Source organism: Roseomonas gilardii (genome assembly GCF_001941945.1).
Taxonomy (GTDB): domain Bacteria; phylum Pseudomonadota; class Alphaproteobacteria; order Acetobacterales; family Acetobacteraceae; genus Roseomonas.
Map to the genome: position 1 here is coordinate 4019899 of NZ_CP015583.1, position 24200 is coordinate 4044098.

Genomic DNA, 24200 nt, shown 5'->3' on the forward strand with positions numbered 1-24200 from the left:
GTGGCCCGGAGGCCCTGCCGCTGCGTTGCGACAAGTTTTGATGCCGGAATGGCGCAATTCTGCGCCATTCCATCGGGCGCCAGCGGACGGGAGGACGGGCCACTCCACCGCATCGCTTGACGGCGCCGTCGCCTCACGTCCCAATTCGCTGCAAACGCCTCCAACGGGGCGCCTGGATGTTGGGAGTGAAATGATGGGCGACGACACACTGATCGCTGTGAAGCCGGAGATCGCGGCCAAGGCCCATGTCGATGCGGCAAAGCGCCAGGCCATGGCCGATGCCGCGAAGAACGACCCGGACGGTTTCTGGCACGGCCAGATGGACCGCATCGCCTGGATGCGCGAGCCGACGAAGATCAAGAACACCTCCTTCACCGGCGACGTCTCCATCCGCTGGTTCGAGGACGGCATCCTCAACGCCTCCGTCTCCTGCCTGGACCGGCACCTGGAAAGCCGGGGCGACCAGACCGCCTTCATCTGGGAAGGCGACGACCCGAACAGCGACGCCCGTGTCACCTACCGCGAACTGCACGAGCGCGTCTGCCGCCTGGGCAACGCGATGCGCGAGCTCGGCGTGAAGAAGGGCGACCGCGTCACCATCTACCTGCCCATGGTAGTCGAGGCCGCGGTGGCGATGCTCGCCTGCGCCCGCATCGGCGCCATCCATTCCGTGGTCTTCGGCGGCTTCTCGGCCGACAGCCTCGCCAGCCGCATCCAGGACTGCGAGAGCACGCTGCTGCTCACCGCCGACGAGGGCCGGCGCGGCGGGCGCCGCGTGCCGCTCAAGACCAATGCCGACGAGGCGCTGAAGAGCTGCCCGACCATCCGGAACGTGATCGTCGCGCGCATCACCGGCGGCGACGTGCCGATGCAGGAAGGCCGCGACCATTCCTGGGAGGCGCTGACCGCCAGGGCCGCGCCGCAATGCGAGCCGGAGCCGATGGAGGCGGAGGACCCGCTCTTCATCCTCTACACCAGCGGTTCCACCGGCAAGCCGAAGGGCGTGCTGCACACCACCGGCGGCTACATGGTCTGGGCGTCCTTCACCCATGACCTGGTCTTCGACTACCGCCCGGGCGAGGTGTACTGGTGCACCGCCGATGTCGGCTGGGTCACCGGCCACACCTATATCGTCTATGGCCCGCTGGCGAACGGCGCGACCTCGCTGATCTTCGAGGGCGTGCCGTCCTGGCCCGACAACAGCCGCTTCTGGCAGGTCATCGACAAGCACAAGGTCAACATCTTCTACACCGCGCCCACCGCCCTTCGCGCGCTGATGCGCGACGGCGACGCGCCGGTGAAGAAGACCTCCCGCAAGTCGCTGCGCATCCTGGGCAGCGTCGGGGAGCCGATCAATCCCGAGGCCTGGCTCTGGTATTACCGCGTCGTCGGCGAGGAACGCTGCCCGATCGTCGATACCTGGTGGCAGACCGAGACCGGCGGCATCCTGATCGCGCCGCTGCCGGGCGCGGTCGCGCAGAAGCCGGGTTCCGCCACCCTGCCGCTGCCCGGCGTGCAGCCGGCGCTGGTGGATGGCGACGGCAACCTCCTGGAAGGGGCGACCGAGGGCAACCTCGTGATCACCGACAGCTGGCCCGGCCAGATGCGCACCGTCTTCCGCGACCACGAACGCTTCATCCAGACCTACTTCTCGACCTTCAAGGGCACCTACTTCACCGGCGACGGCGCGCGGCGGGACGAGGACGGCTACTACTGGATCACCGGCCGCGTGGACGACGTGATCAACGTCTCCGGCCACCGCATGGGCACGGCGGAGATCGAGAGCGCGCTGGTCGCCCATCCCAAGGTGGCGGAGGCCGCCGTGGTCGGAATGCCGCACGACATCAAGGGCCAGGGCATCTACGCCTATGTCACCCTGAATGCCGACGAACAGCCGACCGAGGCGCTGCGCAAGGAGCTCGTCATCTGGGTGCGCAAGGAGATCGGCCCCTTCGCCGCGCCGGACGCCATCCACTGGGCGCCGGGCCTGCCGAAGACGCGCTCGGGCAAGATCATGCGCCGCATCCTGCGCAAGATCGCCGCGAACGAGATCGACGGGCTGGGCGACACCTCCACCCTCGCCGATCCGACCGTGGTGCAGGACCTGATCGAGACCCGCGTCGGCTGAGACCCCGCCCCGGGGGCGGGGCGACCGCCCCCGGGAAGACCGGCCTCCGGAAATCCGCGCCCCGTGCGCGGCGGGAGCCGGTCTCCCGCCCTCTTTCCCCTCCTGGGCGGTTGCGTGCGCCGCCGCTCTGCGCAGGATGGCCGGCGCATGCCAGACACCCCATCCGCTGCCCCAGCGACCCTTTCCGCCACACAGGTCGGCCATCTGGTCTTCGTCCTGGGCCTCGCCGGCTTCTCCTCTGCCCTGACCACCCGGGCGCTGGACCCGCTGCTGGTGAGCGTCGCGGCGGATTTCAACACCACCGTCGAGCGCACGGCCCTGCTCGCCTCGGCCTTCGCCCTGCCCTATGCGCTGATCCAGCCCATCCTGGGCCCCATCGGCGATGCGCTGGGCAAGCGGCTGGTCATGATCCTCTGCGCCAGCCTGCTGGTCCTGGCGCTCGCCTTCGGCGCGCTGGCCACCAGCCTGCCCATGCTCTTCGTGGCGCGCGTCCTGGCCGGCGCGGCGGCGGGCGGCATCACCCCGCTGGCGCTCGCCACCTTCGGCGACAGCGTGCCGATGGAGGAGCGGCAGGTGGCGATGAGCCGCTTCATGGCCTGGACCATCGGCGGGCAGGTCGCGGGCGGCGCGCTCTCGGGCTTCCTGGCGGGCTATCTCGGCTGGCGCGGCATCCTCGCGGCCTGCAGCCTGGTGGTGCTGGCGGGCGCGGTGGTGCTGTGGCGGGACAGCCGGCGCTATCCGGCCCCGCCCGCCCGGCGCTTCGACCTTTCCGTCGCGCTGAACCACTACAAGGGCATCCTGTCCAACCCCAGGGCGCTGCGCCTTTTCTCTGGCGTGGCGGCGGAAGGGCTGCTGGTCTTCAGCATGTTCCCCTTCCTCGCCGCGCTGCTCGCCCTGCGCGGCCTCGGCGGCACGGCGGAGGCGGGGATGGCGCTCGGCATCTTCGGCCTGGGCGGCTTCGCCTATGCCAGCCTGGCGCCGCTGCTGGTTCGCACCACCGGCCAGGCGAACATGATGCGCCTCGGCGGCCTGCTGGCCGGCTGCGGCCTGCTGCTGGTCGGCCTGGCCGGAGCGCTGGTCATGGTGCTGGCGGGAACGCTGCTGCTCGGCCTCGGCTATTTCATGCTGCACAACAGCATCCAGGTCCGCGTCACCGAGGTCGCGCCCAAGGCGCGCGGCTCCGCCATGGCGCTGCATGCCTGCAGCTTCTTTCTCGGCCAGTCGCTGGGGCCGGCGGTCTTCGGCGTCGCCCAGGCCCGGATCGGCACCTTGCCCAGCCTTGCCGTCTGCGCCGCCGGGATCGTCCTGGTCGGGTTCTGGCTGGCCCATGCCCGCCGCCCGGTGCGGCAGGCCTAGATCTGTCGGCGCCGAACGGCACGCCACCGGAGGCGTCTGCCTTTAGGGTTTTAGCATTTTAGGATTTTAGGCCTTTATTTGGCCGAATGAGTGGTGGTCACCTTCGGAGAAGTTGGGTCCATGTCAGGGTGATTTCAGGATATAATTCCTATATCCCGCGATGGGCCTGAAAGCAAGGAAGGCTTGCGGACCGCCGGCCGCATCACGCCGGCCGCGCCACCTCCTCCAGCAGCCATTCCCGGAACGCCGCCAGGGCCGCCGTCTCGGCGCGGGACTTCAGCCGGGTCAGCCAGTATTCGCCGAGCGTGACCTCGGTGGCGAAGGGCCGCACCAGCCGTCCGGCGCGCAGGTCATGCTCGAACATCCGCGCCGGCAACAGGGCGACGCCCACGCCCTGTACCGCCGCCTCCGCCATGGTCAGCGAGGAATCGAAGACGAAGCCCCGGATCGCCGGTGGCGGCAGGCCCGCCGCGGCGAACCAGCACTCCCATTCATCGGTGCGGTAGGAGCGCAGCAGCACCTCCGGCAGCAGGTCCGCCGGTTGGTGCAGCCGCCAGGCCAGGGCCGGGGCGCAGAGCGGCGAGAGCGGCGCCGCCAGCAGACGCACCGCCTCCGTCCCGTGCCAGGCGCCGTCGCCGAAGCGGATGGCGCCGTCCAGCCCCTCACCGGCGAGGTCCACGCGGTTGTTGTTGGTCAGCAGGCGCAGGTCCACGAAGGGATGCGCTGCGCGGAAGCGGGACAGGCGCGGCAGCAGCCAGCCGGTGACGAAGGTGCCCACCGCGCCGAGCGTCAGCACCTCCCGCAGGCGGCCGCCCGCGAAGCGTTCCAGCGTGCCGGAGATCCGCCGGAAGGCCTCGGTCAGCACCGGCAGCAGCGCCTCGCCCTCCTCGGTCAGGGCGAGGCCGCGCGGCAGGCGGCGGAACAGGGTCACGCCCAAGATTTCCTCAAGGCTCTTCACCTGATGGCTGACCGCCGCCTGGGTGACGCGCAGCTCCAGCCCAGCCCGCGTCAGGCTCAGGTGGCGGGCGGAGGCCTCGAAGGCCCGCAATGCGTTGAGCGGAAGCTGAGAGGGCAGCATGGACGGACCCATTAGTTTTTCTTGGGGCTTTCGCGAGAAACGATCGTTTGCCGGGCTCTGGCGCCCTGCGCAATCTCCGCCCGCCAGCACAGAGGGAAACGGGCATATGATCGGCAGGCGGATGGGCATGGGTGCCGTGGCGGCGCTGGGTCTGGGCATGGCGGCGGGGGCTTCCGGGGCCCAGGCGGCCCCAGGCGCCGGGACGGGAGAGGCGGGGGGCGGCTTTGGCACGCTGCCGGCGGCTTTCGCAGGCATCGAGCGGCGGGTCGGCGGGCGCCTCGGCGTGGCCGTGCTCGACACCACCACCGGCCAGCGGGCGGGTTATCGCGAGACGGAGCGCTTTCCCCTCACCAGCACCTTCAAGCTCCTGGCGGCGGCCGCCGTCCTGGCCCGGGCCGATGCCGGGCAGGCGCGGCTGGAGCAGCGCATCCGCTACGGGCGGGAGAAGCTGGTGACCTACTCTCCCGAAACGGAGAAGCATGCCGGGGAGGAAGGCATGACCCTGGCCGCGATCTGCGAGGCCGCGATCACGCTGAGCGACAACACCGCCGGCAACCTGATGCTGGAGCAGCTCGGCGGCCCCGCGGGCCTGACCGCCTGGCTGCGCTCCATCGGCGACGAGGTGACGCGGCTCGACCGCTGGGAGACCGCGCTGAACGAGGCGAAGCCGGGCGATCCGCGTGACACCACCAGCCCGGCGGCGATGCTGGCGAGCCTCCAGAGGGTGACACTGGGCGAGGCGCTGTCGGACAAGGCGCAGGCGCATCTGAGCGGCTGGCTGCGCGCCAGCAGGACCGGCGACAAGCGTCTGCGCGCCGGGCTGCCGGCCGGCTGGCAGGCGGGCGAGAAGACCGGCGCGGGCGAGAGGGGCACCAACAACGATACCGGCCTGCTCTGGCCGCCAGGGGGAGGCGCGCCGATCCTGGTGGCCGCCTATTCCACCGGCAGCACGGCGCCGGGCACGGAACGCGATGCGGCCCTGGCCGAGGTCGCCACGGCCATCGTCGCGGCAAAGGGCCACTGAAGCGGGCATCCGGCCCATGATCCGGCGGAACCCCCGGCCAGCCGTGGCGCGGGGCCCCCGGCACGCCGCTTGCAGAACCGGCGGCCGACATCTTCTCCCGCCGAGGGGCCCGCCCATGCCGCAGCCACGTCTCCGCCCGTATCTTTCGCGCATCCAGGGCTTCGCCGCCGGCCGGGATTCGCCCCGCGCGGTGCTGGAGGAATGCCTGGAGGCCCTGGAAGGTTGGGAGCCGCGGATCGGCGCCTTCACCGCGCTGGGCGTCGAGGCGGCGCGGCGGGCCGCCGACGGCGCCACGCTGCGCTGGCGGGACGGCCGGGCGCTTTCCCCCATCGACGGCATGCCCGTCGGCATCAAGGACACGATCGAGACGGAGGACCTGCCCACCGGCATGGGCTCCCCCCTCTATGACGGCTACCAGCCGCGTTTCGACGCCGCGAGCGTGCAGGGGCTGCGCGAGGCCGGTGCCGTCATCCTGGGCAAGACGGTGACCACGGAATTCGCCTCCACCGAGCCACGCGGCACCCGCAACCCCTGGGATACGGAGCGCACGCCGGGCGGCAGCAGCAGCGGTTCCGCCGCCGCCGTGGCGGCGGGCGAGGTCTGCGGCGCGCTGGGCACGCAGGTGGTGGGCTCCATCCTGCGACCCTCCGGCTTCTGCGGCGCCTATGGCTTCAAGCCCGGCGTCGGCGGGCTGAACCGTGGTGGCAGCCTGGACTTCCTGAGCCAGAGCTGCACCGGCCCGATCGCCGCCAGCCTGGAGGATTGCTGGGCCATGGCCATCGCCATCGCCGAGCGGGTCGGCGGCGATCCGGGCTATCCCGGCCTGGGCGGGCCGAAGGCGCCCCCGCCCGCGCGCCGGCCGGAACGACTCGCCCTGCTGCGCACCGCCGGCTGGACGGTGCTGGAGCCGCAGGCGCAGGCGGCGCTGGAGGCGGCGCTGGAGAGCCTGCGGCGCGCCGGGGTCGAGATCCTCGACGCCGCCACCTGCCCGGAACTGGCGGCGGTGGAGGACGCGGTGGCCCCGGCCATGGAGATCGTCACCCGCATCAATGCCTGGGAATGGCTCTGGCCGCTCGGCAGCTACATGCGCCGCGACCCCGCCGGGCTCAGCCAGGCCACGCATCGCCGCTGGGAGATGGCGCGCAGCATGACCCGCGCCGACTACGCCATGATGCTGGACCGGCGCCAGGCGGCGCGCGAGACCTTCGCCCGCCTTGCCGCGCGCTGCGATGCCGTGGTCAGCCTCACCGCCCCGGGCGCCGCGCCGGTCGGGCTGGGCTCCACCGGCAACCCCGTCTTCGTCGCGCCCGGCTCGATGCTCGGCGTGCCCGCCCTGGCCCTGCCATGCCTGACGGCGGGCGGCCTGCCGCTTGGCCTCCAGCTCCTGGGCTTCCGCGATGCCGACGCGACACTCTTCGGTCATGCGGCCTGGGTGGACAGGGCGCTTTCCGCCGCCTGAACCGGCGCGGGGGACGCTGCCCCGGCCATGGCGGGGGGCTGGCACATCGCTTGCTGTGCCGGATGCGGATGACGACAGGACCCAGAGCCTTGCTCCAGCGACGCCACCTCCTCCAGCTCGGCGCCGCCCTGGCCGCGCCGGGCCTCGCCGCCCCGCGCATCGCCCAGGCCGCCTCGCAGCGCGTGCTGAAATTCGTGCCGCAGGCCGACCTCACCGTGCTGGACCCGATCTGGACCACGGCCACGGTGACGCGCAACCACGCCTTCCTGGTGTTCGACACGCTCTATGGCCTGGACACGAATTTCCGCCCGCATCCGCAGATGGCGGAAGGCCATACGGTGGAGGCGGACGGGCGCGTCTGGAACATCCGCCTGCGGCCCGGCCTGATGTTCCATGACGGCACGCCGGTCCTGGCGCGGGACTGCGTGGCCAGCCTGCAGCGCTGGGGCAAGCGCGACGCCTTCGGCCAGAGCCTCATGGCGGTGACCGAGGCGCTGGAGGCGCCGGACGACCGGACCATCCGCTTCCGGCTGAAGCGGCCCTTTCCGCTGTTGGTGGATGCGCTGGCCAAGTCCACCGCCACGGTGCCGGTGATCATGCCGGAGCGGCTGGCGAAGACCGATGCCTTCACCCAGGTCCCCGAGATCGTCGGCAGCGGCCCCTATCGCTTCGTGCCGGGCGAGCGCCTGACCGGGGCGCGCGTGGTTTACGAGAAGTTCGCCGGCTACAAGCCGCGCGAGAGCGGCGAGCCCTCCTGGACCTCGGGGCCCAAGCAGGCGCATTTCGAGCGCGTCGAATGGAACATCCTGCCCGACGCGGCCACGGCGGCGGCGGCCCTGCAGAGCGGCGAGGTGGACTGGTGGGAAAGCCTCTCGCCCGACCTCGCGCCCATGCTGCGGCGGGACCGCAACCTGCAGTTCCAGCCGCAGGACCCGACCGGCTCCATCGGCATCCTGCGCTTCAACCACCTGCAGCCGCCTTTCGACAATCCGGCGATCCGCCGCGCCGTGCTGGGCGCGGTCAGCCAGGCGGACTACATGTCCGCCGTCGCCGGGTCCGACACTTCGCTCTGGCGCACCGGCGTCGGTGTCTTCACCCCTGGCACGCCCATGGCGACGGATGTCGGGATGGAGGTGCTGAACGCGCCCCGCGACATGGAGAAGGTGAAGCGCGACCTCGCCGCCGCCGGCTACAAGGGCGAGAAGGTGGTGATCCTGGGCGTCAGCGACCTCGCCGTGCTGAAGGCGGAGACCGATGTCGGCGCCGACATGTTCCAGCGCATGGGCATGAACGTCGATTTCCAGACCGCCGACTGGGGCACGGTGGTCACGCGCCGCGCCAACAGGGGCCCCGTCTCCCAGGGCGGCTGGAACGTCCACTACACCGGGTTCAACGGCATCGACTTCGTCAACCCGGTCGGCCACCTGCCGCTGCGGGGCAATGGCGACGGCGCCTGGTTCGGCTGGCCCCGCTCGTCCCGGCTGGAGGAGTTGCGCGACGCCTGGATGTTCTCGGAGAGCCTGGAGCAGCAGAAGTCGATCGCGGTGGAGATGCAGCGGCAGGCCTGGCAGGACGTGCCCTATATCCCCCTCGGCCAGTATTTCGTGCTCCAGGGCTACCGTCGCGACCTTGCCGGCATGATGCCCGCCTTCCCGGTCTTCTGGAACGTCCGGCGCGGCGCCTGAAGGGTCCTGCGGTCCGCTCTCCCCGGGGGAAGGCTCTGCCTTCGCCCCCGGCCCCCATCCGCCAGGACGCTACGCGCCCTGGACCTCATTCGTTGGCCCTCGCTGCGGCCGGGTCGCGCCCGAGAGCCATGCTCTCCGGCGGTTGCGGGCGCCGCCAGCGCGGAGAGGGCTATTTTCTTCTTCAGGAGCCCCGCCGATCCACCTGTGCCCAGGGGCCAGGCGTTGGACTGACGGCTACCGCCAGCGCCAACTCAGGCCCGGGGTCTGGGGACCGGCTTCGGTCCCCGGCGGAGTGGGGGTCTCGGGGGCGAGGCGGCGCCTTGCCCCCGGGGGTGGGGACGGAGCCGCGCCCGATCAGCCCAGCGCCGCCAGCACGGCGGCGGCGGTGTCGGACCAGGGCACCGGGCGGAAGCCCTCGCGGATCTCGGCTTCCATGGCGGCGAGATGTTCCGGGTTCTCGATCAGCGCCCGGGCGGCGACGGTGGCGCCGGTGGCGTTGTCCGGGTCGAGATAGGCGCAGAAGCGCCCCCCGGCCTCCGGCACCGAGGCGCGGTCGGAGGCGAGGCAGACCCGGCCGAAGCTCAGGCTTTCCGTCACCGGCAGGCCCCAGCCTTCGTAGAAGGAGGGAAAGACGGTGAAGCGGCAGTCGCGGTAGAGCAGGCGCAGGTCGGAATCGCTCGGCGAGCCGGCCAGGACCAGCTTGCCGCCGAGATTCGCCGTGTTGCGGATCTGGCCGAGCAGGTCCTGCACCAGCCAGCCGGCCCCGCCGGCGAAGACCAGGCGCGGCACCTCCCGCTCCGGCATCTCCTCCAGCAGCCGCCGCCAGACGCGGAAGGCGAGGGCGTGGTTCTTGCGGGCCTCGATCGTGGACACGAAGAGCACATAGCCCGGATCGCCCGGTGGTGGCGGCACGGCGGGTCCGGCCCGGCGCGCGGCGCCGAAGCCGGTGCCGATGGGAAAGGCGGTGATGCGCGGCGCCGGGGCGATGCCCTGCTCCGCCACCCATGCCGCCGTGTCGCGCGCCGTGGCCTCGGAGATGGCGAGCACATGGTCCACCTGCGGCAGGGTGCGGCGCAGCCAGGGGCCGAAGACCCGCATCAGCCCCGGATCGGTCCACTCCGGGTATTTCACCGCGATCAGGTCATAAAGGATCAGGGCGATGCGCAGACCGACACGCGCCTTCATCCGCCCCAGCACCGGGCCGTAATCCGGATGCGCCCAGGGCGCGCCGGGGATCAGCAGCGTGTCGCCCGGCGCAGGCTCCACGGCCGCGCGCTCCGGTGCCTTGGCAGCGCCCGGCGCCCCGCGCCGGCCCAGCGCGCCGGTGGCCCCCCGCAGGGCACGGCCGAGTTCCGAGGCGACCGAGGATTGTGCCACGGTGGCACGGGCCAGCGGGATCCGGATCTCGCTCGGCAGCCAGCCCGCCGCCTGCCGGAGCAGCCCGCGCCGGGCCTCCTCCACGGGCGCCGCGATATGTTCCGCCACCACCGCATGCCCGTCGCGGCCCGGCGGCGGTGCGTCATCGCCGCCGGAAAGCCGGGCATAGAGCGCCTCCAGCTCCGCCCATTCCACCGCGCGCAGCCCCTCGCGCGGCGGCACGGCGCGGCAGAAGCGCACGCCGGGATGCGGCGCCAGGGCGCGGCAAAGCTCGAAGGCGAGGCGCTGGATGCCGGACAGCCGGTTGCGGATCGCGGCATAGTCCAGCAGGTCGCCGACCTCGACCCAGAGCACCGGCGATGGGGTGGTGCCGGCGCTCATGACGGAAGCAGGGCCTGGAACCAGACGGGCAGAATGGCCCCGGCCGCCGGAACCGCCGTGCCGGCCGCGTCGCGCGCCGCCAGGATGCAACCGCGCCGCTCCAGCGCCCGCAGCGCCGATTGCCGGTCCATGGGCAGCGGGTCGGCCGAGGGGCGCAACAGCAGGTCGCCCGGCGCGGGGGGAAGCACCCCCGGCCTCAGATGGGCGAAGCGCTGCCCGAGCAGCTCGAAGGCGGCCTCGGGCGCCGTTCGGTAGGTGCCGGGCGGCGCGGGTGGCAACGGATGCGCGGCGCGAGAAGCGTCGCCATCCTCCACCGGCACCTCGAAGCGGACGGGCTCCACGCGCAGCGTCGGGGGGTGCGCCAGCAGCAGGCGCTCCAGCTCCGCCATGTCCGGCCAGCCTTCCGTCACGTCCAGGAACAGGAAGGGGGGGCGGCGCGGTGGAAAATTGGCGGTGCTGGCCCGGGCGACGGCGGCCCAGTCCCCCGCGCTGCCGGGCGGCAGCAGGGCGCCGCGGAAGGGATCGCCCAGGCGGAGGAAGGCATCGGGCCGGGCATGGAACGCCTCGATCGCCTCGCGATAGGCCAGCCCGATCCGTTCCGGGGACAGCGTCTCCCGCACCCATTCCCGCGCCCGCGCACCGAGCTGCCGGCCCGAGGCGGGGTCCTGCAGCAGCTCCTGCAGCACGACGCGCAGATCTCCGTCCTCGAAGCGTTCGGGAATGGTGCGGAGGCAGTCATCCGGCACCTGCGACATGGTGCCATGGCGGTTCACCACCACGGGCAGGCCCGCCGCGAGGCAGTCGATCAGGGCCCCGGAGGTCTCGCCGCGCGAATGGTCGCGCAACTGGACCGCGATATCGGCCGCCGCCATCCAGTCGGCATAGGCCTGGGGCGAGACCCGCCCGGTCAGCCGCAGGGTGGCGCTTTCGCGCGGAAGGTCGAGCTGCTCCACCGCCTCGCCCACCAGCGCCAGAAGCGGGCGCTGCCCCTCCCCGCGCAGGCCGTGACAGGCCGCCACCAGGCGGTCCGGCAGCTTGCTGGCGGCCAGGATGCCGAAGCTGGCGATGACCGGGAGATCCGGCGCCAGCCCCAGGCGCCGGCGGGCGGCGGCCCGGTCGCCCTTTGGCGGGATCCGCCGCAGATGCGGGATGATGGCGGGCTCCCCCGCCGTGGCCGCGTCATAATGCCGCTGCGTCCATTCCACGGCGTGGCGCGAGTGCTGGATCACGCCGATGGTGTCGCGCAGCACCGGCAGGCTGCAGGGCCAGGCGCGGGTCGCGGCGATCTCGCCCTCGCGCAGCCAGGTCGCGACGGCGGGCCAGCCGTGGGAGGCATGCAGCGCCGCGACGAAACGCTCCCGGTCGCCGTTCCTGTAGGCCTGCCAGAGCGCATGGCCGGACAGGAAGGAATCGTGCAGCGTCGCCACCCCCGGCTGCTCCGCCAGCAGGCCCCGGTACTGGAAGTCGTGGAGATCGGAATTGCCGAGCTGGTAGAGCACCCGGTCGAAGCGTTCCCCCAGGCTCCGGAAGGTGGCGGCATCCAGCACCGGAAAAGCGCCGCGCAGCCGCTCGTCCTCGGTATGGCCGCTCTCGCAGACCAGGGTGACGTCGTAATGGCGCGCCAGGGCCGGGGCGAGTTCGCGCGTGTAGTCGGCGATGCCGGTCGGCTGTGGCGGCAGGGGCGAGACCAGGGCGAGGCGTGGCAGGCGCCGCCCGGGCACGAGATGGGCGGGGCGGTCCCGGAGGCGCGGGGATTCCAGCAGGGCCTCCAGCGCCGACCAGCTCCGTGCCGCGGTATCCGCCCAGCCGAAGCGTGCCGCCTGGGCCGGGGCATGGGCCAGGAGCCGCGCGCGGAAACCGGGCTCCGCCAGGGCGCGCGACATCACCCGGGCGATATCCGCCGGATCGTGGGGGTCGAACAGGGCCTCCTCCAGCCCGATCACTTCCGGCAGGCTGCCCGCGCGGCTGCCGATCGCGGGGGCGCCGCAGGCCATGGCCTCCAGCACCGGCAGGCCGAAACCCTCGTAGAAGGACGGCAGGACCGAGAGGCTGCAGGCCGCGTAGAGCGCCGGCAGGTCCGCCTCCGGCACGAAGCGGATCAGCGCCGCTTCCTCCGCCCCGAGGCCGGCCGCCTTGCGGGCCAGGACGAATTCCCCGGGGTCCGTGGCGCCGACGATCACCAGCTGGTGCCGGGCCCGCAGCGCCGGCGGCAGCAGCGCCTGGGCCCGCAGCAGCCCGGCCTCGTTCTTCCGCGGGTCGCCGCCGCCGACGAAGAGCACGAAGCCGTCGCGCAGCCCGTAGCGGCCGAGCAGCGCCTGCCGCTCCGCCGCGTCCATCCGCTGCGGGCCGAAGACCGGGCTGTATCCGGCGCGGATGTTGACCACCTGGTCGCCGGGCAGGGCGAGCTGCTCCATGGCGTCCTGCCGGCTGGCCTCGGAGATGGCGAGCAGCAGATCGGCCTCGGCCATCTCGTGCAGGCAGCGGAAGTACCAGTCCTTCAGCCGCTGCGCCCCCGCCCAGGGGCCGTCGAGATAGTCCTGCCGCTGGATCAGCGGGATCAGGTCATAGCAGATCGCGGCCGTGGCCGGCCGCGCCCGGTCAGGCGGCCAGCGCGCGATCACGTCGTCGGACGAACCCTCGAAGAGGCTGGTCGCCAGCAGCAGGTCCGGCGCCAGCGCGGCAATGGCCTCGGCCCGCAGGATCTCGCCCGCCGCGCGGCGGGCGGGACGGGGCTCGGTGACATCCGGCGCGCCTTCGGGGCCCCACCAGCGGTGGAAGGCGGAATCCGGCAGCAGGTCGCCGAAGGCTTCCCGCAGCGCGTCGCCGCCATCGCCCAGCGTGCCGTTGAGCAGGAGATGCACCTCGTGCCCCCGCGCCTCCCGCGCCAGGGAAAGCGCCAGGTCGCGCGAGTAGCGCCCGATGCCGCGCAGGCGGCTCGTGCCCTGGGCACCCTGCATGTCGATCAACAGTCGCATCGGTCTTCCGCCAGTTGCCGCGTTCAGATCCCGCCATGCCTCGCCGCGAGGCGAAGGAAGACGGAGCGTTCCGCATCGGACAGGTCCGGTGGCGGCTGCAGCGGCACGCCTTGCGCGGAGGAGTGGGCGGGAAGCGCCAGCCCCGGTTCGGAAAGCCGCTCATAGGCGATGAAGCGATGGACCAGCCTGGCTTTCAGCCCCGGGCTCAGGGCCGCGAGGCGCAGGCCGATCATGCGCGCGACGGGGATCGACCGGTAGACATGCACGCCCTTCCGGAAGCCCTGGCGCAACTGCCGTTTCGAGGGTTCCGGAAGATCCCGCAATGGCGCCAGCAAGGACCGTTTCAGCGGTTTGTCGTTTCGTTCGCCCATCGGGCGAGAGCGATAACGGCAGCGGCCAGGGGAGGCAACACGGCGGGGAGACAAAGACACGCGACGGGCCGGCCCGCCCGCGGATGCTGCCGGATCGGATACGGGACGGGCCTCAGGCCGCGCCCAGGATCTCGTCCACCGTGCCGTCGGCGGTGATGCGCCCGGCCTCCAGCCGGATGGCGCGGTTGCACCAGCGGCGCACCACGTTGAAGTCGTGCGTGGCGATGACCATGATCTCCGCCTTGTCCACCAGCCCCGCCAGCCGTTCCTCGGCCTTGCGCATGAAGTCCGCGTCGCCCGCCGAGAACCATTCGTCCATCAGCAGGATGTCGGGGTTCATGGTGGTGGCCATGGCGAAGGAAAGGCGGATGCTCATGCCGGCGGAATAGCCGCGGATCGGCACGTCCAGGAACTCGTCCAGGCCGGAGAAGGCTGCCGCCTCGCGCTCCAGCTCCGCGATCTCGGCCTCGCTCAGGCCGCGGAACAGCCCGCGCAGGCGGATGTTCTCCCGCCCCGTGGAATCGGGGTCCATGCCGGCCGCCGGATCGATCAGCGAGCCGATCTCCCCATCCACCCGCAGCGACCCGCCGACCGGTTCGTAGATCCCGGCCAGGGTCCGCAGCAGCGTGGTCTTGCCGGCGCCGTTGTGCCCGACCAGCGCCACGCGCTCGCCCGGCTGGATGGTGAAGGTGAGGTCCCGCAGGGCGTTCACCACCACGCGGTTGGACTCGTCCGTGCTCACCCGCACCGCCGCCTTGGCCAGCAGCCGCTTCTTCAGCGAGCGGGAAGCGACGTGGTAGAGCGGGAACTCGATGTTGAGCCCCTGGGCCTCGATGATAGCCATTGTCGTCGTCAGACCCAGAAGGCGAGGCGGCCGCGGAAGCGGACGAAGAAGCCCAGGGCCAGCCCCGTGGCGGCCAGGGTGTAGAGGATGGCGCCGGCCCAGGCCATCGGCGCCCCGCCGCCATCCACCAGCGGGCCGCGCAGCACTTCGAGCAGGTCGTAGAAGGGGTTCAGCGGCAGCCAGGCCTGGGCCGCGGGGCTCAGCAGGTCGGCCTTCCAGATCACTGGGCTCATGAAGAAGGCGAGCTGCATGATGTTGGTCACGATCGGCCCGACATCGCGGAACCGGGCGCAGATCATGCCCAGGAAGACCGAGGCCGCCAGGGCGTTGACGAAGAAGATCAGCAGCCCGGGGATGAGCAGCACGACCTCCGGCCCCGGCCAGCGGTTGAAGATCGCCAGCACGATGAAGAGCAGGGGGATGTTGTGCGCCGCCGTCAGCACGTTGCGGAACACGCAGCGCAACGCATGCACGGAGAAGGGCAGGCGCATCTGCCGGATCACGCCCTCGGCGCCCGTCAGGGCCGAGCAGGCATCCAGCACCAGGTTGTTGATCGTGTTCCAGGCCACGAGGCTGACCGCCAGGTGCGGCAGGTAGTCGCGCAGGCTGATGCCGAGGAGGCGGGAATAGAGCAGCCCCAGCCCCACCAGCATCGCGGCGGTGGAAAGGGTCAGCCAGAAGGGCCCGATCACCGAGCCCCGGTAGCGGTTGCGCAGGTCGAGTCGCGCCAGCGCCCAGCTCAGCCGCCAGGTCTGCAGGCCGGAGGTCAGGTCCTCCATGGCGCGGGCGAAGCGTCGTGGATTGCTCGCGTCGATCTGGAAGGCGGGCGACGGCTGGGCGGTCATGGCGGGCGTGCCTATACGAAGCCGGGAGGCGCCACAACCTGTCTTGCGGGCAGGGCGGCCCCGCCTTGCCCGCCGGAGCCCGTGTTACCGGGGAAGGGGGGATGGCGCCGCCTCCCCACCCCCGGTGCCCCCGCCCTCCTACTTGGGCGCGTAGGCGCCGACCGGCGCGGCGGAAATGCCGGCCGGCGGCGGGGCGCCGATCGCCCGGCCGATGCGCACCTGGTCGGGGCCATGGGTGATGAAGACCCGGTCGCCGACCTGGAGGTTGTCCTCGTTGGTCTGCACCACGGCGATGTCGCCGCCATTGTCCTGCTGGATGATGAACTCGATGGCCTGGCCGGTGCCGGTGCCGCGCTCGATCGCATTGCCGGCGAGCCCGCCCAGCACCGCGCCGCCCAGCCCGCCCAGCACGTTGCTGCGCCAGTCGCCGCCGATGAAGGAGCCGGCCACGCCACCCGCGACCGCGCCCGCCGCGGTGCCCACGCCGCTGCGGCCGCTCTGGACCGTCACCGGGCGCGTGCCCTTGACCACGCCATAGGTCACGGCCGCCGGCACGCCCATGGTCGCGCTGCTGTAAGTCGCGCCCGTGTTCTGCGGCGCGCAGGCGGACAGGCCTCCGGCCAGGGCCAGTGAAACGAGGCAGAGCCGAAGAGCAGCCGAAGACGAACGCTGCGCCCGGGAATGGCTTGTTATACGACGCATGAGGCGTTCCTTTCGGAATTGCGAAGAGTCTTCTACGCGGAATGTGGCGAGAAGGGGGCGCCAACGTGACGTGGATCGCACAGCGGCGCCAGCCCACGACATGCAACGTAGAGTCTCCACTTGCTTCATGCCCGAGCTTCCGTTAGCCCTTTTCGTCGCAGGCACCGTCTGCACCGCGGCTTCCGGCCGTTTCGTCAGCGTGGGGGCGCCGACGATCGGCCCATCCGGAAGACCCGCGGGAGTACCGAGGTTGGGGGGATTGGGGGATGCTTCCTCGCGTGTTTGATCGGCGCGGCCTGACCGCGCGCGTGCGGGGAGCGATGACGCTGTCGCTTCTGGCCTGTGTCGCCGCCTGTGGCAGCCAGCAGGTCGCGACCAGCTCGTCCCGCCACATCTACGATTCCTCCTCCAACTATCACCGCCCCGCCTCCTACGATCCGCCCGGCCCGTCCAACGATCCCTGGGGGCCCTATATCCGCGATGCCTCCAAGCGATTCGACGTGCCGGAGCGCTGGATTCGCGAGGTGATGCGCCAGGAGAGCGCGGGCCGGACCACGGCCACCAGCCCGGTGGGCGCCATGGGCCTGATGCAGGTGATGCCCGGCACCTATGCCGAGCTCGCCTCCCGCTACGGGTTCGGGAACGACCCCTACCACCCCTATGACAGCATCATGGCCGGCGCCGCCTATATCCGGGAGATGTACGAGCTCTACGGCAGCCCGGCCTTCCTCGCCGCCTACAATGCCGGTCCCCGCCGCCTGGAGGACTATCTCTGGGGCGGCAAGGGCCTGCCCGCCGAGACCCGCAACTACGTCGCCCGGATCGGGCCGCGGATCGTGGACGCCCATCCGTCCCACCGCGCGCCGCCGGAGGTCTATGCCGCCGCCGACATCCCGCTGCGCATCCCGGCCGGGCCGCGCCGCGGCGACACCGCCACCATGCTGGCGCTGCGCGACCAGCGGCGCGCCGTCGATCCGGGCGTGAAGGTCGCGACCCTGCCGCCCGGCCCGGTGATCCGCATGGAGCCCATCCCCGACGGCTCGACCAGCATCGCCTCGGCCCCGCCGCCGGCCCCGGTGCAGGTGGCCAGCCTGGGCAACGGCCCGGTCATCGCCATGGAACCGATCCCGGACGGCTCCACCCGTTCCTCCTCCGGCTCCTACGCCCCGCAGGGCACCGTCGTCGCCATGGCGCCGATCCCGGATGGCTCGACCGGCCCCGCCCCCTCCTCCCGCTTCGGCGGCAACGTGGTGGCGATGGACCCGATCCCCGACGGCTCGACCACGCCGCGCAGCGAGGCCCCCTCGACGACCTCCCGGATCGAGACCGCCTTCAGCCGCCAGGAGATCCTGCCGACGCCGCCGGCCTTCGCCGCTGGCGCCCGTGCCGCCGAGCCCGCCGGCCGTGCCAAGGCGCCTCGCAGCGCTCCGGTGGAACTCGCCGAGGCCGCCGCGCCGCGCCGCGCCGTGCCGCCCCAGTCGCTGAGCCTCGTCGGCACCGCCCATGCCGGCACCCTGTCGCGCCCCGGCCTGAGCACGGCCACCGCCGCGCCGGGCACCGGGAGCTGGGCCGTGCAGGTCGGCGCCTATGCCAGCGAGAGCCAGGCCCGCACCGCCGCCAACCAGGCCCGCTCCAAGATCCCGGCGAATGGCGTGCGCGTCGCCGTGCAGCCGGTGATGCAGGGCAAGACCGTGCTCTATCGCGCCCGTGTCATGGGCCTGTCGCGCGACGGCGCCCAGAACGCCTGCGAGAAGCTGCGCAGCGGCCGCGGCGCCTGCATGACCCTGTCGCCCGACTCCCAGAGCTGAGCGAAGGCATCCGGCGTGACCGACGCTGCCGCGCCGGTCACGCCGGATGGCCGCTATCTCGTGGTGCGCGGCCGGCTCTGGCGCCGCACCGATCCCAACCTTCCTGAATCCGAACGCGAGGCGCTGGTCCAGGCCCTGATGCGCGCCCGCCGCGCCGTGCGCGAGGCCGGCCGGCAAGGCGATGCGGAGGCGCTGCGCGCCGCGCGGCGGGCGGTGGACGAGGCCAAGCACGGGTTGGGCGAGCGCGGCCCGGTCTGGTGGCGCGACGGCACCCCTGACTACAACCGCCATCTGGCGCGCAACACGCCCTATGCCGACTGGTACGCCGCCCTTGAAAAGGCCGCGCCGGAGCAGGGCTGAACGGCCCCTTCGCAAATCCGCCCTTGCGGGGCATCCTTCCCGGCCGATGCGCCTCCTCCTCCTCAATGGCAACACCGACTCGGCCATGACCGAGCGCCTGCGCCACCACGCCACCGGCTGGCTGGCCCGGCAGGAGCGGAGGGATGTCGAGCTGGTCCCCTGCACCGCCCGCTTCGGCGCCCGCTACATCGCCACCCGCGCCGCCGTGGCCGTGGCCGGGCACGCGGTGCTGGAGGCCATCGCGGAGCAGGACCGGGCGGTGGACCGCATCGCCATCGCCTGCTTCGGCGAGCCGGGTTTCCTGGCGGCGCGCGAGATCGCCCGCGTTCCCGTGCGCGGCATGGCCGAGGCCAGCATCGCCGCCGCCCTCGCCCTGGCTCCCGGGGCCCGGATCGCCCTGCTGACCGGCGGCGAGGCCTGGGTGCCCATGCTGCGGGAACACGCCTTCGCCCTGGGCCACGGGGCGGACCGCATCCTGGTCCGCGCCGTGCCGCCCGCCGGCGACGCCCTGGCGCGCGACCCGGACGGCGCGGCAAGGCTGCTGGCCCGGGCGGCGGAGGCCGTTATCGCGGAGGGGGCCGGCGTGGTGGTCCTGGGCGGCGCCGGGCTGGCGGGGCTTGCCCCGGCCGTGTCGGCGCACCTACCCGTGCCGGTGCTGGACAGCCTCGACTGCCTGATGGAGGCCAGCCTGGGCGAACCCCTGCCGCCCCTGCCCACACCGCCAGCCGCCCCGTCATCCGGCCTTTCCACGGCGCTCTCCGAACGCCTCGGCGGCTGATCCGGGTCCTCTCCGCGCGCCGCGCTTCGTGGCGGCCGCGGGGAAAGGCGGTGCCAGGGGGATGGCACCAGGGCGTGCGGCCCTCCTACTCCGCGCGGATGCCGGCGGCGCGGATCACCGGCTCCAGCGTGCTGCGCTCCTGCTCCACCACCTCGGCGAACTGCGCCGGGGTGCCGCCGCCGATCTGCGCCCCCTGTTCCACGAAGCGCCCGCCGATCTCCGGGTCGTGCAGCGCCGCCGTGACCAGCTCCGCCACGCGCCCGGTGATGGCGGGCGGCGTGCCCGCCGGCGCCGCCATGCCGAAGGCGGTGCCGAAGACGAAGTCCACGCCCTGCTCGCGCATGGTGGGGACCTCCGGCAGTTGCGGCAGGCGCTGCGGGCTGGCCACCGCCAGCGGGCGCACGCCATGGCCGCGGATCTGGCCCAGGATGTTCGGCACGTTGTCGATGACCATGTCGATGTTGCCGGCGACGAGATCCGTCACCGCCGGGGCCGCGCCGCGATAGGGGATGTGCTGGATGTCCACGCCGGTGCGCTGCTTGAACAGTTCCAGCGCCAGATGGAGGCTGCTGCCCGCCCCGGCGGAGCCGGCGGTGAGCCGGCCCGGCGATGCCTTCGCCGCCGCGATCACCTCTCCCACATTGCGCCAGGGACGCGCGTTGGCGACGCAGAAGACCTTCGGCGTATGGGCCAGCAGCACGATCGGCGCGAAGGCGGTCCGCGTGTCATAGGGCATGCTGCGATAGATGTACTGGTTGACCGCGAGGGGCCCGAGCGCGCTGGCCAGCAGCGTGTGGCCATCCGGCGGCGACTTCGCCACCACGTCGGCGCCGATATTGCCGCCCGCGCCGGCGCGGTTCTCCACCACCACCGGCTGGCCGAGCTGCGCCGTCATCCGCTGCGTCACGGCGCGGGCCAGCGTGTCCACCAGCCCGCCGGGCGGGAAGGGCACGATGACGCGCACCGGCTTGGTCGGCCAGGGGGCGGCGGCCGCATCCTGGGCCTGGGCCCTCCCCAGCATGGGCAGGGCGAGGCTGCCGAGGGCGAGCCCCCGGCGGGTGACGATCCCGGACATGGATTTCCTCCTCGTGAAACGCCGCCCCGCTTCTTCCGGCGGGCGGTCTGGGTTCCGGGTTTCCGGCGGGCCGTTCCCCGGTCAGGACTTGTGGTAGAGGGTGGGGATCGCCGGATCGACCGCGACCTCCACCAGCATCGGCCCTTCGGCATGGCAGGCGGCGTGCAGCGCCTCGTCCAGCGCGGCGGGATGCGTCACGCGCTGCCCGGGACAACCCAGCCCGCGCGCCAGATCGACGAAGCCGATGCCCGGCAGGTCGATGCCCGGCACGTCGCGCACCTGCATCACCTGGCTGAAGGAGCGCATGGCGCCGTAGCCGCCGTTGTTGATCACCACCACGGCCAGCGGCAGCCGGTGCTGCACGGCGGTCCAGAGCGCCTGGAAGGAATACATCGCCGAACCGTCGCCAATCAGGCAGACCACGCGCTGCCCCGGCTTTGCCAGCGCGATGCCGACCGCCGCCGGCAGGGAATAGCCGAGCCCGCCGCTCGCCATGGTGAAGAAGCTGCCCCAGCGGTTGCGCGGCATCTGCGCCTGGATCGCCGGTCGGTGCGAGGGCGCCTCTTCCACCAGCACCGCATCCGCCGGCATGGCGGCCTGGAGGCGGTGCAGCAGCCAGGCGGCGGGGATCGGTTCGGCGGGCGTGGGCGGCGCCGGGCGCGGACGCGGGGCCGGCAGGGTGCGCTCCGTCGCCGGCAGGGCGGCGGCCAGCGCCGGCAGGCCGAGGCGCAGGCTGCCCAGGATGGCGGTGCCGGCGGGGGCGGAGGCAGCGGCCTCCCCATCCATGGTGAACTGGAAGAGGGGGATGCCGCTGCGGAAGAAGGGCGCGTCGCCCTCGATGTGGAAGGTGAAGACCGGCGCCCCCGCCACCAGCACGAGGTCATGGGCCATCAGCCTGTCGGAGACCGCCTGGGGTGCCGCGGGCAGGAAGCCGGCGAAGAGCGGATGCTCCTCCGGGAAGGCGATGCGCGAGGCGAAGGGCGCGGTCATCACCGGCGCGCCGAGACGCTCGGCGAGGGCGACCAGCGCCTCGCCCGCGCCCTCGGCATCCACCTCCGACCCGGCCACGATCAACGGGCGACGCGCCGCCGCGATGGCCTGCGCGGCCGCCGCGATGGCGGCGGGGTCGGGCGCCATCTCCGACGACAGGCGGCGTGGCTGTACCGGTTGGCAGGCGGCCGACCAGTCATCGGCGGGGATGGAGACGAAGCAGGGGCCGAAAGGGCGCTGCATGGCGATGCGGTGCGCCTGGGCGATGGCCGCCGGCACATCCGCCGCCCGCGCCGGCTCGATGCTGAACTTCACATAGGGCCGGGGGAACTGCGCCGCGTCGGTGGCGCCGAGGAAGGGCAGGTTCGGCAGCAGCGAGCGCGCCTGCTGCCCCGCCGTCACCACCAGCGGCGTCTGGTTGCGCCAGGCGGTGAAGAGGTTGCCCAGCGCATGGCCCACCCCGGCGGCGGAATGCAGGTTGACGAAGGCGGCCCGCCCCGTGGCCCGGGCATGGCCGTCCGCCATGCCGACCACGCTCGCTTCCTGCAGGCCCAGGACGTAGCGGAAATCCGCCGGCCAGCGATCGAGCAGGCCGAGTTCGGTGGAGCCGGGATTGCCGAAGACCGTGGTCATGCCGAGGTCGCGCAGCAGGTCGAGCACCGCCTGCCGCACGGTGGTCGTGGTGCCGGAATAGGCGGACAAATGGGCGGACATGGGGTGGCGTTTCCTCCTCGTGTTCTTCTCTGTTTGCCGGCCTCAGCCGATCCCGGCGGCGATGCGCCGCAGGATGGCCAGGAACATCGCCCGCTGCTCCGGCCCGACCAGCGCATCGAGCGCCGCGTCATGCGCCGCCGCATGGCCCGAAAGCGCCCGCAGCACGGCCTCTCCCTCCGCCGTGACGAAGAGGGCATAGCTGCGCCGGTCCCGCGGCGCGCGGCGGCGCTGGATCAGGCCGCGCTTCTCCAGGTCGGCCAGGGCCGGGGTCAGGGTGGACTTGTCGCGCCCCGCCGCGGCGCTGAGCGCCGTCTGCGACAGGCCGGAATTCGCCGCGATGATGCGCAGGATCGCGAAGCGGCCGGGCCGCAGGTCGCTCTGCCCGGTGCGGCGCGCGAAGGCGGCGAAGGAGGCCTCCTGCGCCAGCCGCAGGTTGAAGCCGAGCATCTCCTCCAGCCCGCCCAGGCCGGTCTCGCCATCCGGGCGGCCAGGGGGCGGGGGAGCGGGCGGCGAATCCCCGGAGGTGGCGGCCTCCTCCTCCGCAGGCATGGGCGCACCGGGCCGCGAGGCTCGCAGCGGGGCCATGAAGGTCGCTCCTTTCCCTGGGCGGCGGGCTCTGGCGGCCTGCCTGCCGGGCCCACGGGTCCGGGGCCTTATTGGTAGGATATCCAACCTTTCACCGGAAGGACAAGCGAAATGCGGCGAGGGCCGCCTTTCCCCGGCCGCTATCCCGCCCGCCGGAAGCGGAGCCAGCGCATGCCCGGCCCGACCCCCAGCGCCGCCTGCCGCCCCCGCGCGCCGTCCGAGAGCGTGACCCCGTCCTGCCGCCAGGAGCCGTCCCGCAGCGCATCGCCCAGCGCCACCGCCTCCATCCCCCCGGCGACGGAGACGGTGATCCGGCGGGGCCGGGGCGGCTCCAGCCGGCGCTTGGCCACCACGTCGTAGAGCGGCGCGCCGAGCTGCATCCCGTAGAAGAAGGTCCCGGCGGAATCCTGCAGCAGGCAGGTCACCACGCCGTCCGTGACCTCCTCCGCCCAGGGGTTGGACAGGTCGCCGGACAGGGCGAGGTCGAGCGTGGCGGGCATGAAGCCCGACGCTTCCCGCCCATCGTCGCGCAGCAGCGCCAGGGTGTTGCGCAGGGCGTGGAAGCCGGGCTTGCGGCTGCCATCGCCGCGCACCAGGCCGAAATGCGCCTCGTTGGAGCGCCCGCGCGACAGCGGCTCGTCCAGCAGCTCGTAGAAGTACCAGCGCTCCAGCCCGTTCTTCAGGCAGTAGGCGCCGTAGCCGGTCATGTAGAGGGCGGCGATGTCCTCGGGGCAGGGGTGGTTGCCCTCGTCCAGCCCGGTCGGGTCGGTGTTGTAGCCGAGCTCCGTCGCCCAGAAGGGCTTGCCCGGTGCCAGCGGGTTGGCGGCATAGGTGGCGCCGTAGCGCAGGCTGCCATAGCGCAGCGTCTCGCCCCCCCGCGTCAGCGGCGCGCCCTGTCCCCGCAGCCAGGGCGGCCGCCCGCCCGGATAGGGGTGGAAGGTGCCGCGGTCGTTGAAGGGAATGGACCCGGCGATGCGCCAGGACTGGCGGACGTCGATCACCGTCGGCGCCCCGATCGGCAGGGTGGCGAAGCGCGGATCGGCATCCCGCGCCGCCCGTAGCTCCCGCTGCCAGCGCACCGCCTCGGCATCGCCGTCGCGGTTCTGGCGGCGCATGAAGCCCTGGTACCAGCCATCGATCTCGTTGGAGCCCTCGAACCCGTCCACCGCACCGGGCACCAGCTTGCGCGCGATGGCGATGCACCGGGCGGCCGGGAAGTCGTTCGCCCCGGCATGGCTCAGCAGCGTGATGCCGTGCCGCTCCTGCAGCGTGTTCACCCAGCCGATCGGCGCGGGCCGGTCGGGCAGGGAGCCACGGATGCGGCGGATGCCCAGCTCCGCCAGCGCGGGCCGGACACGGCCCTCGAAATCCTCGTAGTCGCGGCTGTTCTGCAGATGCACGTTGATGCCGTGCCCGCCGTGGAAATCCGCCACGCGCAGGGCGGTGACGCGCCCCTGCATCGGCTGCGGCGGGGACAGGGGGCCGGCATAAAGGTCCCGCTCCCGCTCCGCCCTGGCATCCCGGGTGGCGGGTGCGGCGATCAGGCCCGACAGGGCCAGCCCCGCCAGATGGCGGCGGGCGATGGGGGTGGCGATGGGTCGTCTCCCTCCTGGCATGAGGGCCATGCTCCCGACCGCATCTCTGGCGTCAAGCCTCGTGGCGCCG

The 24200-nt window shown here is 72.6% G+C and carries 19 protein-coding genes; 8 read left to right on the plus strand and 11 right to left on the minus strand.

Annotation, left to right across the window (positions count from 1 at the left end; all coding sequences use genetic code 11):
- Nucleotides 1-193: 193 nt before the first annotated feature.
- Together acs and RGI145_RS18200 are read left to right on the plus strand one after the other, a co-directional pair.
- Nucleotides 194-2128, plus strand: coding sequence for an acetate--CoA ligase (acs, locus tag RGI145_RS18195; RefSeq protein ID WP_075800189.1), 1935 nt, complete (start codon nt 194-196; stop codon nt 2126-2128).
- A 147-nt stretch (nt 2129-2275) separates the two neighbouring features.
- A complete protein-coding gene (locus RGI145_RS18200; protein ID WP_075799477.1) occupies nt 2276-3484 on the plus strand; it encodes an MFS transporter in 1209 nt (402 codons plus the stop codon).
- A 202-nt stretch (nt 3485-3686) separates the two neighbouring features.
- On the opposite strand, the gene RGI145_RS18205 is transcribed toward RGI145_RS18200, so the two are convergent.
- A complete protein-coding gene (locus RGI145_RS18205) occupies nt 3687-4574 on the minus strand; it encodes a LysR family transcriptional regulator (protein WP_269466554.1) in 888 nt (295 codons plus the stop codon).
- 94 nt (nt 4575-4668) lie between these two features.
- On the opposite strand from RGI145_RS18205, the gene bla reads away from it, so the two are divergent.
- The 3 genes from bla (at nt 4669) to RGI145_RS18220 (ending at nt 8730) form a co-directional block, all read left to right on the plus strand.
- A complete protein-coding gene (gene bla, locus RGI145_RS18210) occupies nt 4669-5586 on the plus strand; it encodes a class A beta-lactamase (protein ID WP_075799479.1) in 918 nt (305 codons plus the stop codon).
- A gap of 115 nt (nt 5587-5701) precedes the next feature.
- Complete coding sequence (locus RGI145_RS18215) at nt 5702-7045, plus strand: amidase (RefSeq protein ID WP_075799480.1); 1344 nt, start codon at nt 5702-5704, stop codon at nt 7043-7045.
- Between the two features lie 68 nt (nt 7046-7113).
- Nucleotides 7114-8730: an ABC transporter substrate-binding protein gene (locus tag RGI145_RS18220; RefSeq protein ID WP_418314486.1), complete on the plus strand. Its 1617-nt coding sequence runs from the start codon at nt 7114-7116 to the stop codon at nt 8728-8730.
- Nucleotides 8731-9084: 354 nt separating this feature from the next.
- Here the strand turns inward: RGI145_RS18220 and RGI145_RS18225 are convergent, their stop codons facing one another.
- From RGI145_RS18225 to RGI145_RS18250, 6 genes are all read right to left on the minus strand, one after another.
- On the minus strand, nt 9085-10488 hold the full coding sequence (locus RGI145_RS18225; protein ID WP_075799482.1) for a glycosyltransferase family 4 protein: 1404 nt from the start codon (nt 10486-10488) through the stop codon (nt 9085-9087).
- On the minus strand, nt 10485-13463 hold the full coding sequence (locus RGI145_RS18230) for a glycosyltransferase (RefSeq protein WP_075799483.1): 2979 nt from the start codon (nt 13461-13463) through the stop codon (nt 10485-10487). The genes RGI145_RS18225 and RGI145_RS18230 overlap by 4 nt, the downstream gene beginning before the upstream one ends.
- Before the next feature lie 23 nt (nt 13464-13486).
- The gene (locus RGI145_RS18235; protein WP_075799484.1) at nt 13487-13753 is read right to left on the minus strand and encodes a hypothetical protein; all 267 of its coding nucleotides are present in this window, start codon (nt 13751-13753) and stop codon (nt 13487-13489) included.
- Nucleotides 13754-13946: 193 nt separating this feature from the next.
- Complete coding sequence (locus RGI145_RS18240; protein WP_075799485.1) at nt 13947-14678, minus strand: ABC transporter ATP-binding protein; 732 nt, start codon at nt 14676-14678, stop codon at nt 13947-13949.
- 8 nt (nt 14679-14686) lie between these two features.
- The gene (locus RGI145_RS18245; protein ID WP_075799486.1) at nt 14687-15523 is read right to left on the minus strand and encodes an ABC transporter permease; all 837 of its coding nucleotides are present in this window, start codon (nt 15521-15523) and stop codon (nt 14687-14689) included.
- Nucleotides 15524-15661: 138 nt separating this feature from the next.
- Entirely contained in the window at nt 15662-16225 is a 564-nt protein-coding gene (locus tag RGI145_RS18250) for an outer membrane lipoprotein (protein WP_237183127.1), read from the minus strand.
- Between the two features lie 278 nt (nt 16226-16503).
- On the opposite strand from RGI145_RS18250, the gene RGI145_RS18255 reads away from it, so the two are divergent.
- The 3 genes from RGI145_RS18255 to RGI145_RS18265 are packed head-to-tail and all read left to right on the plus strand — an operon-like array spanning nt 16504 to nt 19171.
- On the plus strand, nt 16504-18033 hold the full coding sequence (locus RGI145_RS18255; RefSeq protein WP_156878599.1) for a lytic transglycosylase domain-containing protein: 1530 nt from the start codon (nt 16504-16506) through the stop codon (nt 18031-18033).
- Nucleotides 18034-18048: 15 nt separating this feature from the next.
- A complete protein-coding gene (locus RGI145_RS18260) occupies nt 18049-18393 on the plus strand; it encodes a hypothetical protein (RefSeq protein WP_075799489.1) in 345 nt (114 codons plus the stop codon).
- A 46-nt stretch (nt 18394-18439) separates the two neighbouring features.
- Nucleotides 18440-19171 (plus strand): aspartate/glutamate racemase family protein, encoded by a 732-nt coding sequence (locus RGI145_RS18265; RefSeq protein ID WP_075799490.1) that lies wholly within the window; start codon nt 18440-18442, stop codon nt 19169-19171.
- An 85-nt stretch (nt 19172-19256) separates the two neighbouring features.
- On the opposite strand, the gene RGI145_RS18270 is transcribed toward RGI145_RS18265, so the two are convergent.
- From RGI145_RS18270 to RGI145_RS18285, 4 genes are all read right to left on the minus strand, one after another.
- Nucleotides 19257-20246 carry a Bug family tripartite tricarboxylate transporter substrate binding protein gene (locus tag RGI145_RS18270; protein ID WP_075799491.1) on the minus strand — a complete coding sequence of 330 codons (990 nt, stop codon included), beginning with the start codon at nt 20244-20246 and terminating at the stop codon, nt 19257-19259.
- 81 nt (nt 20247-20327) lie between these two features.
- Nucleotides 20328-21950 carry a benzoylformate decarboxylase gene (gene mdlC / locus RGI145_RS18275; protein WP_075799492.1) on the minus strand — a complete coding sequence of 541 codons (1623 nt, stop codon included), beginning with the start codon at nt 21948-21950 and terminating at the stop codon, nt 20328-20330.
- A gap of 42 nt (nt 21951-21992) precedes the next feature.
- Entirely contained in the window at nt 21993-22535 is a 543-nt protein-coding gene (locus RGI145_RS18280; protein ID WP_075799493.1) for a MarR family winged helix-turn-helix transcriptional regulator, read from the minus strand.
- Nucleotides 22536-22675: 140 nt separating this feature from the next.
- On the minus strand, nt 22676-24160 hold the full coding sequence (locus tag RGI145_RS18285) for a hypothetical protein (protein ID WP_075799494.1): 1485 nt from the start codon (nt 24158-24160) through the stop codon (nt 22676-22678).
- Between the last annotated feature and the right edge of the window lie 40 nt (nt 24161-24200).